Annotated in this window: 19 protein-coding genes; 12 read left to right on the top strand and 7 right to left on the bottom strand. The window is 53.6% G+C overall.

The window, feature by feature from the left end; all coding sequences use genetic code 11:
• Window positions 1-51: 51 nt before the first annotated feature.
• Window positions 52-687, bottom strand: a complete 636-nt coding sequence (locus tag ACAW75_RS18690) for a gluconate 2-dehydrogenase subunit 3 family protein (RefSeq protein WP_370730267.1) — start codon at window positions 685-687, stop codon at window positions 52-54.
• Window positions 688-915: 228 nt separating this feature from the next.
• Between ACAW75_RS18690 and ACAW75_RS18695 the strand changes: the two genes are divergently transcribed.
• A complete protein-coding gene (locus ACAW75_RS18695; RefSeq protein ID WP_370730268.1) occupies window positions 916-1,437 on the top strand; it encodes a dihydrofolate reductase in 522 nt (173 codons plus the stop codon).
• Window positions 1,438-1,463: 26 nt separating this feature from the next.
• On the opposite strand, the gene greA is transcribed toward ACAW75_RS18695, so the two are convergent.
• Window positions 1,464-1,937, bottom strand: a complete 474-nt coding sequence (greA, locus tag ACAW75_RS18700; RefSeq protein ID WP_370730269.1) for a transcription elongation factor GreA — start codon at window positions 1,935-1,937, stop codon at window positions 1,464-1,466.
• 318 nt (window positions 1,938-2,255) lie between these two features.
• Between greA and fmt the strand changes: the two genes are divergently transcribed.
• The 3 genes from fmt (at window position 2,256) to ACAW75_RS18715 (ending at window position 5,174) form a co-directional block, all read left to right on the top strand.
• Window positions 2,256-3,182, top strand: coding sequence for a methionyl-tRNA formyltransferase (gene fmt / locus ACAW75_RS18705; RefSeq protein ID WP_370730270.1), 927 nt, complete (start codon window positions 2,256-2,258; stop codon window positions 3,180-3,182).
• 110 nt (window positions 3,183-3,292) lie between these two features.
• The gene (locus tag ACAW75_RS18710) at window positions 3,293-4,285 is read left to right on the top strand and encodes an NAD-dependent epimerase/dehydratase family protein (protein WP_370730271.1); all 993 of its coding nucleotides are present in this window, start codon (window positions 3,293-3,295) and stop codon (window positions 4,283-4,285) included.
• Window positions 4,269-5,174 carry an SDR family oxidoreductase gene (locus ACAW75_RS18715; protein WP_370730272.1) on the top strand — a complete coding sequence of 302 codons (906 nt, stop codon included), beginning with the start codon at window positions 4,269-4,271 and terminating at the stop codon, window positions 5,172-5,174. Before ACAW75_RS18710 ends, ACAW75_RS18715 begins: the two co-directional genes overlap by 17 nt.
• 148 nt (window positions 5,175-5,322) lie before the next feature.
• Here ACAW75_RS18715 and ACAW75_RS18720 read toward each other — a convergent pair whose 3' ends face one another.
• On the bottom strand, window positions 5,323-6,579 hold the full coding sequence (locus ACAW75_RS18720) for a TCR/Tet family MFS transporter (RefSeq protein WP_370730273.1): 1,257 nt from the start codon (window positions 6,577-6,579) through the stop codon (window positions 5,323-5,325).
• An 83-nt stretch (window positions 6,580-6,662) separates the two neighbouring features.
• Between ACAW75_RS18720 and ACAW75_RS18725 the strand changes: the two genes are divergently transcribed.
• The 3 genes from ACAW75_RS18725 to ACAW75_RS18735 all read left to right on the top strand — a co-directional run bounded on the left by ACAW75_RS18725 (window position 6,663) and on the right by ACAW75_RS18735 (window position 8,925).
• A complete protein-coding gene (locus ACAW75_RS18725) occupies window positions 6,663-7,124 on the top strand; it encodes a DUF2721 domain-containing protein (RefSeq protein WP_370730274.1) in 462 nt (153 codons plus the stop codon).
• A 147-nt stretch (window positions 7,125-7,271) separates the two neighbouring features.
• The gene (locus tag ACAW75_RS18730) at window positions 7,272-8,018 is read left to right on the top strand and encodes a proteasome-type protease (RefSeq protein WP_370730275.1); all 747 of its coding nucleotides are present in this window, start codon (window positions 7,272-7,274) and stop codon (window positions 8,016-8,018) included.
• Between the two features lie 67 nt (window positions 8,019-8,085).
• Window positions 8,086-8,925 (top strand): transglutaminase family protein, encoded by an 840-nt coding sequence (locus tag ACAW75_RS18735; RefSeq protein ID WP_370730276.1) that lies wholly within the window; start codon window positions 8,086-8,088, stop codon window positions 8,923-8,925.
• 57 nt (window positions 8,926-8,982) lie between these two features.
• Here the strand turns inward: ACAW75_RS18735 and ACAW75_RS18740 are convergent, their stop codons facing one another.
• On the bottom strand, window positions 8,983-9,318 hold the full coding sequence (locus ACAW75_RS18740; RefSeq protein ID WP_370730277.1) for a translation initiation factor: 336 nt from the start codon (window positions 9,316-9,318) through the stop codon (window positions 8,983-8,985).
• An 18-nt stretch (window positions 9,319-9,336) separates the two neighbouring features.
• Entirely contained in the window at window positions 9,337-10,215 is an 879-nt protein-coding gene (locus ACAW75_RS18745) for a diacylglycerol/lipid kinase family protein (protein ID WP_370730278.1), read from the bottom strand.
• Window positions 10,216-10,403: 188 nt separating this feature from the next.
• Here ACAW75_RS18745 and ACAW75_RS18750 point away from each other — a divergent pair, with 188 nt between their 5' ends.
• The 4 genes from ACAW75_RS18750 (at window position 10,404) to ACAW75_RS18765 (ending at window position 14,947) form a co-directional block, all read left to right on the top strand.
• Window positions 10,404-10,796: a YybH family protein gene (locus tag ACAW75_RS18750; RefSeq protein WP_370730279.1), complete on the top strand. Its 393-nt coding sequence runs from the start codon at window positions 10,404-10,406 to the stop codon at window positions 10,794-10,796.
• A 131-nt stretch (window positions 10,797-10,927) separates the two neighbouring features.
• The gene (locus ACAW75_RS18755) at window positions 10,928-13,963 is read left to right on the top strand and encodes an FAD-binding and (Fe-S)-binding domain-containing protein (RefSeq protein WP_370730280.1); all 3,036 of its coding nucleotides are present in this window, start codon (window positions 10,928-10,930) and stop codon (window positions 13,961-13,963) included.
• 141 nt (window positions 13,964-14,104) lie between these two features.
• Window positions 14,105-14,641 (top strand): hypothetical protein, encoded by a 537-nt coding sequence (locus tag ACAW75_RS18760; protein ID WP_370730281.1) that lies wholly within the window; start codon window positions 14,105-14,107, stop codon window positions 14,639-14,641.
• 81 nt (window positions 14,642-14,722) lie between these two features.
• The gene (locus tag ACAW75_RS18765) at window positions 14,723-14,947 is read left to right on the top strand and encodes a hypothetical protein (RefSeq protein WP_370730282.1); all 225 of its coding nucleotides are present in this window, start codon (window positions 14,723-14,725) and stop codon (window positions 14,945-14,947) included.
• A gap of 8 nt (window positions 14,948-14,955) precedes the next feature.
• Here the strand turns inward: ACAW75_RS18765 and mog are convergent, their stop codons facing one another.
• Window positions 14,956-15,498 (bottom strand): molybdopterin adenylyltransferase, encoded by a 543-nt coding sequence (gene mog / locus ACAW75_RS18770; protein ID WP_370730283.1) that lies wholly within the window; start codon window positions 15,496-15,498, stop codon window positions 14,956-14,958.
• An 81-nt stretch (window positions 15,499-15,579) separates the two neighbouring features.
• Here mog and ACAW75_RS18775 point away from each other — a divergent pair, with 81 nt between their 5' ends.
• A complete protein-coding gene (locus tag ACAW75_RS18775) occupies window positions 15,580-15,723 on the top strand; it encodes a DUF2256 domain-containing protein (protein ID WP_370730284.1) in 144 nt (47 codons plus the stop codon).
• A gap of 84 nt (window positions 15,724-15,807) precedes the next feature.
• Here the strand turns inward: ACAW75_RS18775 and ACAW75_RS18780 are convergent, their stop codons facing one another.
• Window positions 15,808-17,505: a beta-helix domain-containing protein gene (locus ACAW75_RS18780; protein ID WP_370730285.1), complete on the bottom strand. Its 1,698-nt coding sequence runs from the start codon at window positions 17,503-17,505 to the stop codon at window positions 15,808-15,810.
• Window positions 17,506-17,529: the final 24 nt, after the last annotated feature.

The following is a 17,529-nucleotide window of genomic DNA, read 5'->3' on the forward strand; positions in this document are numbered from 1 at the left end:
AGCACTAAGCAGCGCAACTGTAAACAGCAAACTGAAAACAGTAAACTCTTTTTAGATTGCCCAGGCCTTCTGACCGGGTTTCAGGGGAACACAACCGTCGTAACGGCCAGGAATAGCGACGTACTCGAGCGCCTGTGTAGCGCCAATTTCGGAGGTGAAATAGCCCATTAGCGTCAGGTCTTTCAGCATGGCAAAAAATGGCGTTACATTACGCTTCTCGGCGGCAATCTGCACATCCTGTTGCCCGGCTACCGCACGGGCTGCATCAGCTTTCTGTTGCTTGGCGGCTGCTTCCAGCTTTTTCATCAACTCAATTTTCTGCGTGTTATCGAGTTGCGAGAATGATTTTCCGTAGCTGTCCTGACTCATTTTCTGCGTCATGGTGAGGCCGTCGAGGAATCGTTGTTGATCGGCTGCCGGGTAGCAGTCTTTCAGCACAACGTCTATGATCTCATTGACTTTGGCGGCTTTAGCACCAGGCGTCTTGGTTGTAGGAATAATCACGTCGGCCAGGTCAGCAACCAGCGCGTCCTGATCAGCGGTGAAAAGGACGGGTTTGCCCGTAGCAACCCGTTGTGCTGCCGAAGCCTCAAGCGTTTCGGCCAACGCGGATGAGCCAAGGCCGGGTAGCGTCATTGTCGCACCCACCATTGTGGCCACCCGCAACAGGGCGTCGCGTCTGTTCATAGGAGAAATATGTTAGAATACTGTATGAAAACGTTATACCAGAACACAAATGTATATAATAACAAGAGGGAATTGGACGGTTTTTCCAAGATTCAACCGACCATTTTTCAGGCGATCACCAAGTAGCTGTAAGTCGCTGATACCTAAATACTAAGCGAGTTTATATAGCATGCGTACACGATCTGTTCCGTGCTGTCTGTATTTTTACCCAGACGAGACTTTTCATCTATGACAATTAGTTTGATTGCCGCAATGGCACAAAACCGGATCATCGGCCGCGACCGGGCCGATGGCCGTCCTGATCTGCCCTGGCATCTTCCCGACGATTTTGCTTATTTCAAACAGAGAACCAGTGGGCATGCCATCATTATGGGCCGGAAATCACTGGATGCGCTGGGGAAGCCGTTGCCAAAACGAACGAACATCGTGATCACGCGAAACCCTGATTTTCAAACGAATGGCGTATTGGTCGTTCATTCACTCGACGCGGCCATTGATGCCGCGGAGCAGGTAGAGGCTACTCATGAACAACCTGAACTGTTTGTCATTGGCGGGGCCGAAATCTATGCGCTGGCCCTGCCCATGGCGGATCGTATCTATCTGACCGAAGTGCAACGTACCTACGAAGGCAATGCGTCGTTCCCTGAATTCGATAAGAAAGACTGGCATGAAGTCAGCCGGCAGCACCACCCCGCCGACGAACGCCACGAAGCCGCCTTCGATTTTGTGGTATATGAACGGCATCCGTAGAGACGCAAGCGTCTCTACGGATGAGATTACCGGCTGATATCGATTACTTCAAATTCTATTTTTCCGGCGGGTACTGTGATTTCCGCAACTTCACCTACTTTTTTTCCAAGCAGGCCTTTACCGATCGGTGAGCCAACCGAGATACGGAACTGTTTCAGATCGGCTTCTTCTTCCGACACCAGCGTGTAGGTCACTTCAGCCCCGGTCTTCTTATTCTTGATCTTTACTTTCGACAGCACCGACACGATCGACGTGTCGATCGATGATTCGTCGAGCAGGCGGGCATTGGCCAGTACTTCCTCGAGCTTTGAAATTTTCAGTTCGTGCAGCCCCTGGGCATCTTTGGCTGCATCATATTCAGCGTTTTCGCTAAGGTCACCTTTGTCACGTGCTTCGGCAATCTGGTGGGCAATGGCCGTACGACCTTTTGTTTTCAGATCGTTCAGTTCGGCTTTGAGCCGGTTCAGGCCCTCTTCTGTGTAATAATTAATTTTAGACATAATATGCTGGTGTCTTGTACTTTAGACAATCGTCCCTGGTAGCTTTCACGGACAGGAGCAACTATTAGGAACATACGTTTTAGACAAAAAAAAGAACGGTCCACCGACCGTTCTGCAACAAGTTTGTTTGTTTTGCAGCCTGTCAGAAGAACCAACCTTTAATAATGTGTGCGCGTTGTTGTCGCATCGGGTTGAGATGGCGTTTTGACAAATGTACTACTTCGGAACCGCCTTTGTCAACATACGTATCCTGGTTTCTAAAAAACTGAAAAATGGGTTACTAACTACCAGCCCTCAACGTACCTACAAACGAGCTATATGAACAACGCATTGCGTATTGTGTTTATGGGCACCCCCGATTTTGCGGTGGCCAGCCTGCAACGACTGCTGACTGGCGGATGCCAGGTGGTAGCGGTTATTACGGCACCTGACCGGCCTTCGGGACGTGGCCTGCAGCTGGTGCCATCGCCCGTGAAAAAAGCAGCTCTGGCAGCCGGCTTACCGGTACTACAGCCCGAAAAACTGCGCGACCCGGCGTTTTTGGGCGAACTGGCTAATTATAATGCTGACCTGCAAGTTGTTGTAGCCTTCAGAATGCTGCCCGAGGCCGTTTGGGCCATGCCCCGCATTGGCACGTTCAACCTGCACGCCTCGAAGCTACCGCAGTACCGGGGAGCAGCCCCCATTAACTGGGCGATCATCAATGGCGAAACAGAAACGGGAGTGACTACCTTTTTCATCGAGAAAGAGATCGATACGGGTCAACTGATTTTCCAGGAAACGGAGCCAATTCACGCCAGCGATACCGCAGGTACGTTGCACGACCGCCTGATGGAACACGGCGCTGATCTGGTGCTGCGAACGGTTCAGGCCATTGAGTCCGGGACGTACCCACGAATGGCCCAGTCAGCAAGCGACTCGCTGAAGCCTGCACCTAAACTGCACCGGGAAACAACCGAGATCAACTGGAATCAGCCGGCCGCCAGCGTTCGCAACTTCGTTCGGGGCCTCTCGCCCTACCCTGCCGCCTGGACCCTGTTGAACAACAAGTTCTATAAGATCTATGCGACGTCGGTCGCTAACGAAAGTCCCGCGTTCGATGCCCAACCGGGCGAAGCTTACACCGACCACAAAACGAAGATCCTGGTGCGCGCTGCCGATGAGTGGCTCTCCGTCGACGAACTACAGGCGGAAGGGAAACGCCGAATGGCGGTAGGTGATTATCTGCGCGGCAATACAATTTAGTCCTACCAACTGCTGCTACACTGTTGCAGGCCGCTTACCTTTTGCTAATCGTGTTAATCCATTACGGTCTCTTTTCCGTACTTGGTACGACACCTACTAACCGCTGTTTTTTGGCTAACACGATTCTTCTGACCGGTGCGAACGGCTTCCTGGGAAGCCATATTGCCCGTGAGCTGCTGGCTCGCCGGTATGTGGTGAAGGCACTGATACGCCCGGGTAGCAACCGGTCTACGTTACCCAATATTCCCATCGAGCTCGTTGACGGCGATATTACTAATGCAGACGACGTTATGAGGGCAACGGCGGGCTGTGCAGGCGTCATTCATGCGGCTGCCCTGGCCCAGGTTAATCCGGCGCGTAACCCGGCCGTTTGGGCGGTCAATAAAACCGGTACAGCGCACGTGATTCGGGCGGCTAAAGAGCTGGGTGTTCGCAGACTGGTTTACGTCGGTACGGCCAACGTATTTGGCTTCGGCACCAAAGAGAAGCCCGGCAACGAGCAACAGCCGTACTCAGGACAACGGTATGGGGTCGATTATGTAGACAGTAAAGTGGCTGCCAGCGAGCTGGTCAGGCAAGCTGCCTGCACGGATGACCTGCCTGCTGTGTTGGTGCATCCATCGTTCCTGGTTGGTCCGCTCGACAGAAAACCTACCTCAGGGGCCATGCTACTGGCCATAGCCCGGCGACAGGTGCCGGGCTACACCGTTGGTGGCAAGAATTTCATTCATGTGCGCGATGCGGCCATAGCTACTGTGAATGCGCTAACTATGGGGCGCATTGGCGAGTCCTATATTCTGGGGCACGAAAACCTTACCTACCAGGAAGCGTTTACGTTAATGGCAGAACTGGCTACTGTTCGTCCGCCTCAGCTTGCGCTGTCGCCGGGTCTGACACGGTTATACGGCCAGTTTAACGACTGGTGCGCCAAGCTGACGGGCAAACCGGCCCAGGTAACCCTGCCAATGGCTATGATGGCCAATGACGGCCATTATTTTTCGTCGGAGAAGGCGATCCGCGAACTCAACTTACCGCAAACGCCTATTTGGGAAGCCATTCTGGAAGCTTACAACTGGTTTACCGCTCATGGACACGTCTATTGATAAACGCGCTTTGCCAACTAATCGCACTGCCAACCAGGTCGTGAAGGCTGGTCAGCAACGTACCCAGCCGTTGTCTACCGGCCTTTTCGCGGGCAAAGTAGCGCTGATTACGGGGTCGGAGTCGGGCATTGGCCGTGAAACGGCTCGTGAATTAGCCCGTCAGGGGGCCTGCGTAATGTTGAACGGTCTTCGTGCTGAGCGGCTTGCCGAAACGCTGAACACCTTTACCGAGGCTGGGTACGTTGCCGAAGCCTGTGTGGCTGATGTGACCTGTTATGTAGCCTGCCAGCGGCTGGTTGCTGAAACAATTGCCAGCTTCGGGCAGCTCGACATCCTGGTGACCAATGCCGGTATTTCCATGCGTGCCTATTTTAACGATCTCGATGTAGATGTGTTCCGGGCAGTCTGTGACAGTAACATCTACGGTACGGTTTATCCGTTGAAAGCGGCCTTACCTCACCTGCTTGCCACGAAAGGCTGTGTCACGTTTATTTCGTCGATCTCCTCACTGAACGGGATTCCCAGCGGCTCAGCTTATTGCGCAGGAAAAGCCGCAGTGACCAATCTGGCCCATACGCTTCGGTTAGAATGGCATAAAACAGGTATGCACGTGGGCGTGATTCACCTCGGTTTTACGACCAATGACCCGGAGAAACGGGTATTCGCCGCTAATGGCGATCCCGTACCGTTGGCGCATCGCCCCCCTCGCTGGCAGATGTCGCAGGCGGCAGTAGCCAAAGCCATTGCCCGGCATATTCATCGGCGCCGCAGCAACACCGTGTTAACTGGCATGGGCAAACTGAATGCAACGCTGAGCCGCTTTTTTCCCGGCCTGGTCGACTGGATCGTGCTAAAGAGCATGAAGCTCAGACCGGAATTATACGTGTAAAGTTGTTTTTGACAGCGATTTTAGGGTCTTGGCCCATAACTCACATGAGTTATGGATTAAACCTGGTCGAAGGGCCCGCATGCAAAGCAATACACTAATTATCAATTAGTTACTGACAGAAGTGTCCATAATTCACGGTACCTACTGCCTAAGAATGATCGATGTGACTAGCCACCGGTTTAGGAGACTGGGGCTGCACGTACTCTTTCAGGGCACCAACCGTGAAGGCAATGGCAATGAGTGTGCATACCCCTCCGGCCATATACGGCGCCCCGGGAAAGTAAATGGGCGCACCTGGCTTGGTAAAATAGGCAAACAGATTCGTCATCAATACCGGGCTAACAATAGCCGTAAGACTCATCAGGCTGGTTAATGCCCCCTGCAATTCGCCCTGTTCATTAGGAGGCACCTGTCCCGAAATAATTCCCTGGATTGCAGGCCCTGTTATGCCAGCAAACGAGTAGGGAACAATAAGCGCGAAGGCCATCCAGCTCTCATTGGCGAAAGCGAAGCCCAGAAAGCTGAACACATAAATGATCATGCCTAAAAAAACAGACCGTTTTTGGCCAATTCTCGGAATGATGACGCGAATCAGTCCACCTTGCACGATGGCGACGGCCAGCCCGATAAGACCCAGCGAAATGCCAACCATTTTCGTATCCCAATTAAAGCGCAGCATCGTGAAATACCCCCATACCGACTGCATCACCTGCCCCGCCACATACAGGAAAGCCAGTGCCACGATCAGGCCTACCAACGACCGGTAGCGCCGTAACGCTTTAAACGACCCAACTGGATTGGCCCGCTGCCAGCTAAAAGCCCGCCGGTTTTCCAGCGACAAGGATTCGGGCAGCACAAAATAACCATACAGCCAGTTTACTAACGACAGGCAGGCTGCGGCGTAGAAAGGAGCCCTGATGCCGTAACTGCTGAACAGAGCGCCCAGCGTTGGCCCAACGATAAAGCCCAGGCCAAAGGCGGCGCCGATAAGTCCGAAGTTCTGCGCCCGTTTATCAGGCGTGCTGATATCAGCAATGTAGGCGCTGGCCGTTGTGAAGCTGGCCCCGCAGATACCAGCCGCAATACGGGCAAAAAACAGCCAGCCGATTGTGGGCGAATAAGCCGATACCAGGAAGTCGAGCCCCAGGCCGAACAGGGAGATAAGCAGCACCGGCCTGCGCCCGTACTGGTCGCTGAGGCCACCCAGAATGGGTGCGCAAACAAACTGCATGACGGCATAGGCAAACGTGAGCCACCCGCCATACTGCGAGGCCACGCTTAGTCCCTGGCCCGTTAGCTCTTCAATCAATCTGGGCACCACCGGCACAATCAACCCAATGCCAATACAGTCGACAAGAACCGTAATGAAGATAAAAATCAGTGCTGGACTACGTTTATCAGCCATATAAATGGTACCCTTTTGAACAAAGGCTGCAAGTTACGATGTTTCGGCAGGTAGTCGGTGAACATGCCTATCGACAATCCGCTATGGAACTCACTATCAGCACACCAGCCCTTCTTTTTTCAACAGTTTCGTTGTTGATGATTGCCTTTACCAACCGTTTTCTGGCTATTGCCAGCCTTATCCGTGATTTGCACGATAAATTCAGGACCAACCCCGAGACGGTTTATGTTGACCAAATTAGAAACCTTCACCGTCGTCTCCGTCTGATTCGCAACATCCAGATTCTGGCGGTGCTGAGCCTGCTGGTAAGTGCCGTGTGTATGGCGCTGATCTACTGGAACAATCAGCTGGCAGCCAGTTATCTGTTTGGGCTGGCCCTGGTACTTCAGATTTCGGCACTGGTCATTTCGGTGGTCGAGATCTCTATCTCCATCAATGCCTTGCATATTGAGCTCAGCGATATGGAACAGGAACTTGGCCACCGCCGCTTCGATTTGTTTGCGCTCCGGCCGCGTTCAGGGGCTAACCCCGACACGCCACATTAATAGTCCGGGAACAAAGCCGGCGGCGCTTGTTAGTAGAGTAGAGGTGTACATTAGGGCAAACGCCGAGCAGATAAACCTCTGCTGCCGGACAAGCTAAATGGGAAAACGGTTTATATTTGCCCGTTACACATCCACCTCGCGGCTCTAATGACGTATTGCTTAGGAATAAAAGTAAAATCAGGTCTGGTAGCTATCGCCGACACACGGTTGACGTCGGGCACCGAAGTTTCCATGAACCGGAAGATCACTGTCCACGAGGTCAAGAATCATTCGCTGTTCATTATGACCTCGGGCCTACGGTCAGTGCGTGATAAAGCCATAACGTATTTCCGCGAAGTACTGGCCGAACAGGACCAGACATTCAACAAGCTCTACAAAGCCGTGAATGCCTTTGGCGAACAGGTCAAACGGGTGGCAGCCGAAGACAAAGAGTCGATTCAGGCGTCGGGGATGCACTTCAACCTCAATGCCATTGTGGGCGGCCAGTTACAGGACGATGACGAGCACAAGCTTTTTTTGCTCTACCCGGAGGGCAACTGGGTTGAAGTCGATTCGGGGTCTCTTTTTAAGATCATTGGCAATTCCGGGTATGGCAAGCCGCTGTTATTCAGAAATTTAACCTATGACGCCACGCTTCAGGAAGCCTTGAAAATTGGCTTTCTGGCCTTCGATGCTACCCGCGTCAGTGCCAACGATGTGGATTACCCGCTCGATGTAGTGGTCTATACTAAAGACAGCTTTCACATGACCGAACACCGGCTGGAGAAAGACGATATGGACGAAATCTCGCACCAATGGAGCGCGTTGCTTAATAACTCGGTGCGCAGGCTTCCTACCTATTGGATGGACCCCATCTTCGATAAAGTGGCAGTAGGAAACGGGCAGGGCGCGTAGGTAATCGCCAGCGAAACCACTGCCTACCGACTCTTTAGCATACTTTCTGACTAACGTCTATACCCTCATGCGCCTGTCTGTTAAGCATCAGCTGCGATACCAGTATGACCACCCCGTTGTGCTGCAACCGCATATGCTCTACCTGTATCCGCGCACGTACCCGTATCAGCGCCTGCAACAGTATGAGCTGACGATCGAACCAACCCCATCGAAGGTGGTCCGAAACGTAGATGTAGAAGGGAATGTACAGCAGCTGGTTTATTTCAGCGGCCCTACCAGTCAACTGCATATCACCGCTGAGGTAGAGGTTGATTCTGACCCCTTCAATTCGCTCGACTTTGTGCTTTTTCCGTTTGAAGCCCAGCGCGTTCCGCTAAAATACCCGGCCGAGGTACGTCCACTTCTCGAAACGTACCTGACCCGCGAAGGCGTAACGCCTACCATTGAAACCTGGGCGCGGCAGTTGGCGTCGGGAGTTAACTGGCAGACAGTCCCCTTTCTAATAGCACTGAATAATGCCATCCGGCAGTTTACGTATGCCGTTCGGGAAGAAGGGGCTCCGTACCCGCCCGAGCAGACGCTGCTGGAGCAGCGCGGTTCGTGCCGTGACTACACCACCCTGTTCATGGCTGCCTGCCGAAGCCTCGGTATTGCTGCCCGGTTCGTGAGCGGGTACCTCTTTGGCTCAGCACAGCAGGAACATCAACTTCACGCCTGGGCCGAAGTGTATTTACCCGGTGCCGGGTGGCGCGGTTTCGACCCTACTGAAAATACGGTGGTTGTCAATAATCACATTTTTCTGGCTTCATCGGCCAAAGCAGAGCTGACCGCCCCCGTTAGTGGCACTTTCACGGGTAAAGCCAACTCCGTACTGGCAGCCAATGTGCACATTGATAATGAACCATGAACAACGTACCCAGCCAGCTCCTACGCATCAGAGGGGCTGGGTACGTTGTTCGTGCGCTTACCCACCCGCTTTTCTGGCACCGTATTTCTTGCCAGTCAGGTACGCCAGGATTTTTTCCCGGTGATCGCCCTGAATCTGAATTTCGCCGTCTTTGACAGTCCCCCCCGTCCCACAGCTATTCTTCAGCTGCTTCCCAAGGTCAGCCAGATCGGCATCAGTACCGATAAAGCCCCGCACAACCGTCACCACTTTCCCGCCCCCTTTCCGGTCAAGCCATAGTTTAAGCTGTTGCTGCTGCGGTGGTAACGTATCGGCGGCAGGCTCGCTGTTTGTTTCGTATTCGTGATCGGGATTCGTTGAATAGACTATCCCTGTATAGTTTTTCTTACTCATAGTAGCTGACCTCACGGTTTACATCAATACTAATAAACTACCGGGCAATACCCGAACGGTACAGCTTTCGCCGGGCAACGTTAAGGGTTCTCCGTCTGCGTGGGCCAGCAAAGGGGCATCGCTTTGGATAGTGGCCTCCTGTAGGCGCTGCCCAGACCAGTAGGTCGACTGGTTCAATGTCTTGCGAAACAACTGCCAGCCGATTACACTGACCATGTGTGTTGGAAACAGCTTTATCTGGCAGAGGTCCAGTTTACCGTCGGCAATGTTGGCGGTTGGCGCCACCCAGGCATTGTTCCCAAACTGTCCCGCATTGGCGGCCGTCAATGAAAAGAGCGGGCCGGTCTTTTTATCGTTGATCACGTAGGTGGCAGGCCGGTAGCTCCAAAAGGACTGATAGGCCGTTTTGATGTATGTCTGTAGCCCCCGAACAGGTTGCCGCGCAAAGGCATGGGCTACATACGCTTCAAAACCCAGCCCGGCCGTGCAGAAGAACGGGTGCCTGTTCAATTCACCGCTGTCAATCAGTACCGGTTTACCGGCCAGTGCCCGCGTCACCGCTTTCTGCGGGTTCATTGGCAATCCCAGATGACGCGCCAAGCCGTTGCCCGAGCCCATTGGCACAATACCCAGCGCAGTAGAGGTGTGCCTGAGCGCACGGGCTGTTTCGTTGATCGTTCCGTCACCACCCATGACCAGCACCCGGCGAATGCCCTGTTGCACAGCCTGCGCTGCCAGCTCGGTAGCATGCCCCGCATAAGCAGTCGTCACCATCTCGGGGTGGTATGCCTGCCGGCCGGCTTCGGCGGCGATGAAGGCGCGCAGCCCTTCTTTCTGAGCCAGTGGCAACGTACCCGACAACGGGTTAATGATAACGAGCAGATCGGTAGTGGCCATGTATCAGGCGAAAAAAATGAACATCAGGGCAATGAATACGAGGATAAACAAGTAATACCACCCGTCGGAAAATACATAAGGCTTATATTCCCGATAAAAATCACGTAGCCATTTCATGCTGCAAAGTTCGCCAAAAAATGAGACACCTCTGTTTTCTTCTCGTGCTGTCTGTTGTCGCTACCAGCAACATGGCTACTTCTTACGCGCAAACCACTGCCGACCGGCAAACAATTCTGGGCCTGTTGAAACGCCAGACTGATGATTGGAATGCCGGCCGGGTAACCGACTTCATGAACGGCTACTGGCCTTCTGATTCGCTGACATTTGTTGGTAAAGCCGGCATCACTTACGGCTACGACGCCACATTGGCCAACTACAAGAAACGCTACCCCGACCGCGACAGCATGGGTACGCTGGTTTTCACCATCCTGACACTTGACTTCCCTGGCAGGAACGTGGCTTACGTTATCGGCAAATGGCATTTGACCCGCCCCAAAATTGGCGATGCAGGTGGCCATTTTACCCTTCTCTGGGAAAAGAAAAAAGGGCGCTGGGTCATTACCAGCGACCATTCCTCGTAGCCCTGGCCAGTGAAAAACAGATCAGTAGGCGGCCTCCTGATAAGCGGTTGCAGTCGTTTGTTCATCAGTCTCGCCTTTTAACCGGTGTGGATGTAGCTGGTAGGCATATCAGCTAGCCGTATCTTTACAAAATGGTTACGACTACGCCAAAGCCCGCTTTACCCTTTAGCAGCCTTCGACAATCCTTTGAGGGCGATCTGTACTTTTCGGATTCGGCCGAGCACCTGGCACAACGGGCCATCTATGCTACCGACGCCTCCGTGTATCAGGAGATGCCGGTAGCGGTAGCCATTCCGCGTACGGTCGAAGACATCAAGCGGTTGATCCGGTTCGTAAAAACGAATACCCAACCCGGCGCACCACTGGGCCTGATTCCCCGCGCTGCCGGTACCTCGCTGGCCGGGCAGGTAGTGGGCAATGGCATCGTAGCAGATATTGGCACCTATTTTACCAGCATCCTCGCCATCGATCCCGACGAGCGCTGGGTACGTGTGCAGCCGGGCGTTATCCGCGACGACCTGAACGTAGCCCTGAAACCCTACGGCCTCATGTTCGGGCCCGAAACCTCAACGGCCAGCCGGGCCATGATCGGCGGAATGATTGGCAACAACTCCTGCGGCCTGCATTCGATTGTCTGGGGCACCACCCGCGACCATCTCCTTGAGGTGCGGGCAGTACTGGCCGACGGCGCCGAGGTAACCTTTGGCCAGTTGAGCAGCGATGAATTTGCCGCAAAATGTCGGGGCGAGCATGTTGTGAGCCCGCTTGAACAGCAGATATACCAACAGGTTCATAGCTGGCTTTCTGATTCCACTATCTGCCAGCAGATCCGCGACGGTTACCCCAACCCGGCCGTCAGCCGCCGCAATACCGGCTACGCACTGGATGCGTTGGTGGCGTCCCTCACCCCCGGCCCCTCCCGCAGCGGCGGACCGCCCACGTTGGGAGAGGGGCCGGGGGTGAGGGACGGCATAAACCTCGCTCACCTCATTGCCGGGTCAGAAGGCACACTTTGTTTCATTACGGAAGCCAAACTGAACCTATTGCCGCTGCCGCCTGCACACGTGGGTCTGGTATGCGCGCATTTCGAAACACTACGTCAATCACTGGAAGCCAATCTGGTGGCGCTGGACCACCATTGCTATGCCTCTGAACTGGTCGACGATTACATTCTTCAGTTAACGAAAACGAATATCGAGCAGGCCAAGAACCGGGCTTTCGTGGAGGGAGACCCAAAGGCCGTGCTGATGGTCGAGTTTTTTGGCGAAACGGAACAGGAAGTGCAGGCCCGGACAGCGCAATTTGTGGAGGCCTTGCAGGCGAACGGATTAGGGTATGCTTATCCGGTGCTGTTTGGCGACGATACCAAAAAACCGTGGGCGCTGCGCAAGGCTGGCTTGAGCATCATGTATAACGTACCTGGCGATGCCAAACCCGCCAACGTGATCGAAGACTGCGCCGTAGCGCCTACCGACCTGCCCGACTACATCGATGAGCTGACCGTGATGGCCAAAGAAAACCACGGCCTCGATCTTGAGTATTCGGCACATGCGGGAGCCGGTGAGCTGCACGTACTCCCTTTGATCAACCTGAAAACGACACCCGGCCGCGAAACCTTCCGGGCGTTATTGCGCGATACAGCCCAGTTGGTGAAGAAATACGGGGGCTCCCTCTCGGGCGAACACGGCGACGGACGGTTGCGCGGCGAGTTTATCGCCTACATGCTTGGCCCCGAAAACTATCAGCTCTGTAAAGACGTAAAAGCACGCTGGGATCCTCAGAATCTGTTTAACCCAGGCAAAGTGGTTGATAGCCCACCCATGAACGAGCAGCTACGCTACCCGGCCGATGTTGTTATTCCGCAGCCTAAGACCGTCTTCGATTTCAGCGCGGCGGGTGGCCTGCTCGAAGCCGCCGAAAAATGCTCAGGCTCTGGAGACTGCCGCAAAACCCACCTCTCGGGCGGAACCATGTGTCCCAGCTACATGGCCACCCGCCGCGAGCATGACACCACCCGTGCCAGGGCCAATATGCTGCGCCATTTCTATAGCGGTAAAAGCGTTGCTGAGGCCGAAGTGAAAGACGTGCTCGATCTATGTCTATCCTGCAAAGCCTGCAAGGCCGAATGCCCCAGTAGCGTAGACATGACCCGCATGAAGGCCGAGTTCACGCAGCAGCTGTACGATGAAAAAGGAATACCGCTCCGGGCCAGACTTGTCGGAAATTTCACGCGCCTGATGAAGCTCGCCAGCTATGTGCCCTGGGCCTACAACGGCCTGTATAATACGCCTGCCCTCCGCCGCATCGCCAACCGGCTGGTTGGTTTCCACCCCGACCGGACGATGCCGCATCTGGAGGAGTTTACGGTTTCCCGTTTACTGTCTTCAGTTGCTCCACCACATAGCAGCGCAACAGCAAACAGTAAACAGCAAACAGTAAACTTGTTTTTAGATGAATTCACGCGCTTCAACGATGGGTCTGTTGGCGAAAAAGCCGTGAAACTGATGCAGGCGCTCGGCTATACAGTCTCCCTACCAAAGGCCGAAGAAAGTGGCCGAACGTACCTGTCGAAAGGATTTGTGCGTGAAGCCAAGGAGTTGGCCATCCGCAATGTGCTGGCGCTGCGGGATCACGTTTCAGCCGAAACCCCATTGATTGGCCTGGAACCGTCGGCCATTCTTACCTTCCGGGACGAATACCCTGACCTGGTGCCTGATGCACTGAAAGCCGACGCCCGTCGGCTAGCTCAGCATACGTACCTGCTGGACGAGTGGATAGCCAGCGAAGCCGATGCCGGACGAATTACGGCCGATCAGTTTACCAGCGAAGCACGTACAATAAAACTCCACGGTCACTGCCACCAGAAAGCGCTCTCACTCATAAGCCGATCGGTCGATGCGCTATCGATTCCGACCAACTATCGGGTTGAGCTTATTCCATCGGGCTGCTGCGGCATGGCGGGCTCATTTGGCTACGAAGCAGAGCACTACGCTTTATCGATGCAGATCGGTGAGCTTGTGCTTTTCCCGGCCATACGTAGTGCCCGGGCCGATGCCTTATTGGCAGCGCCAGGTACATCTTGCCGCCACCAGATTAAAGATGGCACGGGGCGAGTGGCGCAGCACCCAGCCGAAATTCTTTTCGATGCGTTGCTGAAGCGGCCCTGATACCAGCTAGCCTGCGATTGGCCCCACATTAATTTTTACATTTTTTCAACCTTTTCCTCGTTGATGCCTAACAACTTAGGAAGCAGAGACGTTATTCACGTATCAATCGACTAGTTCGATAGAGATAACCAACTTAACGTCATGAAAAAGATCACACTCCTGGGTGCTATGCTGGTAGCTGGCTTAACACTCAACGCAACGGCCCAAACAACGCCAACAACCCCAACGACGGTACCGTCGACCGTGCCATCAACACCAGCTGGCATGCCGCAAACAGGCACTACGACGGGTACGCCGTCGACCAACGGTACCTATAACAACTCGACAAACCCGACAACAACGGGTACGTACCAAACCCAGCCGAGTGCTTCGTCGACTAACGGCACAACCTATCCGCAGGGCCAGAATCCAACGGCTTATCCACAGGGGCAAATGCGGAATGGTACCACACAGAGTGGCACTACGCAGAGCACCACAACCAATGGCACGTATTCGACCCAGTCGGATCGTACCATGCGGAATGGACAAACGCAAAATTCAAACCGGACCCGTTCAACTGACCGTACAACTATGGACCAGACGGACACGAACCGGGGAAATAACTCAACGAACCGGACCCGTAGTACCACTACTGGCAGTCAGAGTACAACAACGCGCCCAAATTCAACAACGAATTAGCAGTAGTTTACTACTAAGGGAATCATTTAATATATCAACTGTGTTAAATGATTCCCTTAGTAGGTATTATCAGTCTTTTTAATGAATACGCTTCTCCTCTTTCTGGGATTGACCCTCACGCCGGCCGCCGATCTGACCGTACAGCAACCGCAGCCTGCCCCCGCTACTCGCCCTACCCAACCACGGAGCCGTACTGCTTCTTCGCCCGTCGATACCATTGGTCGGCGCCGCGACCGCAAGCTCCGGCCCGACTCGCTTCGGCGTGGTGGCGCTTCCCGTGTCGACTCAGTGCGTAAACGGCGATAATCTCGATATTAGGCTTTGGGCCTGAATACTGACATTACGGCGTCATTGGTGGTCAGAAACGGACCGTCAATGAGGTCTATGCAGTAGGGTATAGCCGGGAAGACAACGCCCAGGCACTGACCGATAGCTTTAGGCTTTCCTGGTAAATTGAGGATCAACGTCTGGTTACGAATGCCTGCCGTCTGTCTCGATAGAATGGCTGTGGGCACGTATTTCAGGCTTTCCTGGCGCATCAGTTCGCCAAACCCTGGCAGCATTTTCTGGCAAACCGCTTCGGTCGCTTCGGGTGTTACATCACGCCGGGCCGGGCCGGTACCGCCTGTCGTCACGACCAGGCAGCACCCTTCCTGATCGGCCATCTCAATCATGGTTTGTTCCAGCTGATCCTGCTCATCGGGAATAACCCGATAAACGGGCTCCCAGGGTGAGGTAAGCCAGTCGGTCAGCAGGGCCACTACCGCTTTGCCGGGAATATCTTCGTATACACCGGCACTGGCCCGGTCTGACACGTTTATGATGCCGATGCGGGCTTTCGTTGATTCATTCTCCATAGTGTAAAAGTAGCAACGTACCTGGCTGATTGGGTAATCTGACTGGTTAAACCAAGTGCAGCCGACCACGGTTAGGTATGTATGAAAATGCGGAAGAAATCGGATCTCCCCAGTAAGGTCTGCCCAGTCTGTAATCGTCCGTTTAGCTGGCGGAAGAAATGGGAACGCGATTGGGATAACGTCGTGTATTGCAGTGATCGCTGCCGCGCAGAAGGAAAAAAATAAGGACAAAAAAAAGGCCGGGAGCATTGCTTCCGGCCTTTATTGCGACACCAATATGAATTAAAAAGATTGTACCGAGTTTGACCTCTAGTTGTAGTTTGTATTCTGGGGATCCCAGTTAGTCCAGCCAATTGTCCAGTTGGTAGTACCAAAAGCACCCCGGAAAGTTTCTTTCGTGAAGAAAGCATCAGCCCCTTTGCCATCCCAGATAGCGCCGGTTAACAAGGGTGAGCCAGTACCTGGCAGGAAGTTTGGCGAGGTCAGGTTGAAGTTGTTTGTATTGAGGAGCAACGTAGCTACCTGATCCGATGCAATGACAGTATTGCCATAGGCAGCCGTATTGAAGAACGTCAGCGCTTGAGCAGTAGTGATGCCGGTTGTTGGCAGGTTATCGCCGATTACAGCTGATCCTGACAGTGTATTGGCAATAACAACACCACGCAGTTGCAATGTACCGGCGTTTACGTTCGCCAATGTACCTGTACCACCTGCAACCCCATTATCTAAACGCAGGCCTTCTGGATAACCGAAAAGCAGTGAGTTAAAGATGCTGATGTTGGTGTTACGACGCAGGTGCATTCCTGACTGGTAAGCACCGCTACCGCCTGTTGTGTTAGCGTTTGACGGCGTACCACTGAAGACGAAATTGCTCACGTTAGCAAACACTGCTGAAGTTAATGGCAAGCCGGCATTATTACCGGTTGCTGGTTGACCTGTGTTGGCGAAGTTATCTGACTCAAAGCCGTTTGATCGTGACTGGTCAGCTACACTTGGATCGCGCAACGCCACGGCATACTGTACTTTTCCTGAAAAGCCCCAGTCAGTATCCCAATCATCGTCGAAGCCACGATGGGCAACCAGGTATTTCGCGTTAACCGTGCCGCCGAACCATTCGTATGAATCGTCACCTGAGTACGACACCTGAATATGGTCGATTGTGGTACCAGCACCCACACCGTACAGGGTCAGACCGTTGATTTCGCTACCAGGCGATAGGGCAATGCCAGGAAATTCGATGCGCACATACTGTAACGTACCTGAGTTATCATTCACATCCGTGTATGTACCTGTTTGCCCCGAGATTCCGCCCTCGAACCCAGTAGCAGCTGGCTGGTTAATTGGTGCTTTGCCGATAAGTACAACGCCACCCCAGTTACCATAACCACGCTGCCCGGCAGGCTTGCTTGATGTGAAAACGATGGGATTGGTAGCCGTTCCAGCTGCCACAATTTTCGCCCCGGCTTCGATAATCAGAGTTCCCCCCTTGTTTAGCCCAAGCGGATCCTGATCACCAGCGGTTCCCTTGATAACGGTACCGGGCAAAATGGTCAGCGTCACACCTGATTTTACGTATGTGAAGCCGCGAAGTAGATAGATATTATCAGGGCTCCAGGTTTCATTGGCGGTAATATTGCCTGTCTTTTCAATAACAGGCCGTGGGCCGATGGAAAAGGTCTGCGTGCTGGAAACTTTCTGCCCACCTGTGGCTACAGCGATAGACCCTGCCTGGGCGGCGGCTGGCACCCGCACCACCAACTGAGTAGTCGAAGCCGATACAATCTCAGCAACGGCGTTACCACCAAACGTAACTGTGTTACTGGCGGGGGTCGCGTTGAACTGAGTGCCCGTAATCACAACTGTGCTGTTGACCGGTGCCGATGTAGGGCTTACGTTGGTGATTGACAGCACGGGGGCTGGCTGATCATCATTTTTACAGGCAGTGAACGCAGTGCCAAGTCCGAAGACGACTAACAGCGTGTAAGCCAGTTTGTTTACTAGTTGCATGAGGGATGAATTAAGTTAACTGTA

Source organism: Fibrella arboris (genome assembly GCF_041321095.1).
Taxonomy (GTDB): domain Bacteria; phylum Bacteroidota; class Bacteroidia; order Cytophagales; family Spirosomataceae; genus Fibrella; species Fibrella arboris.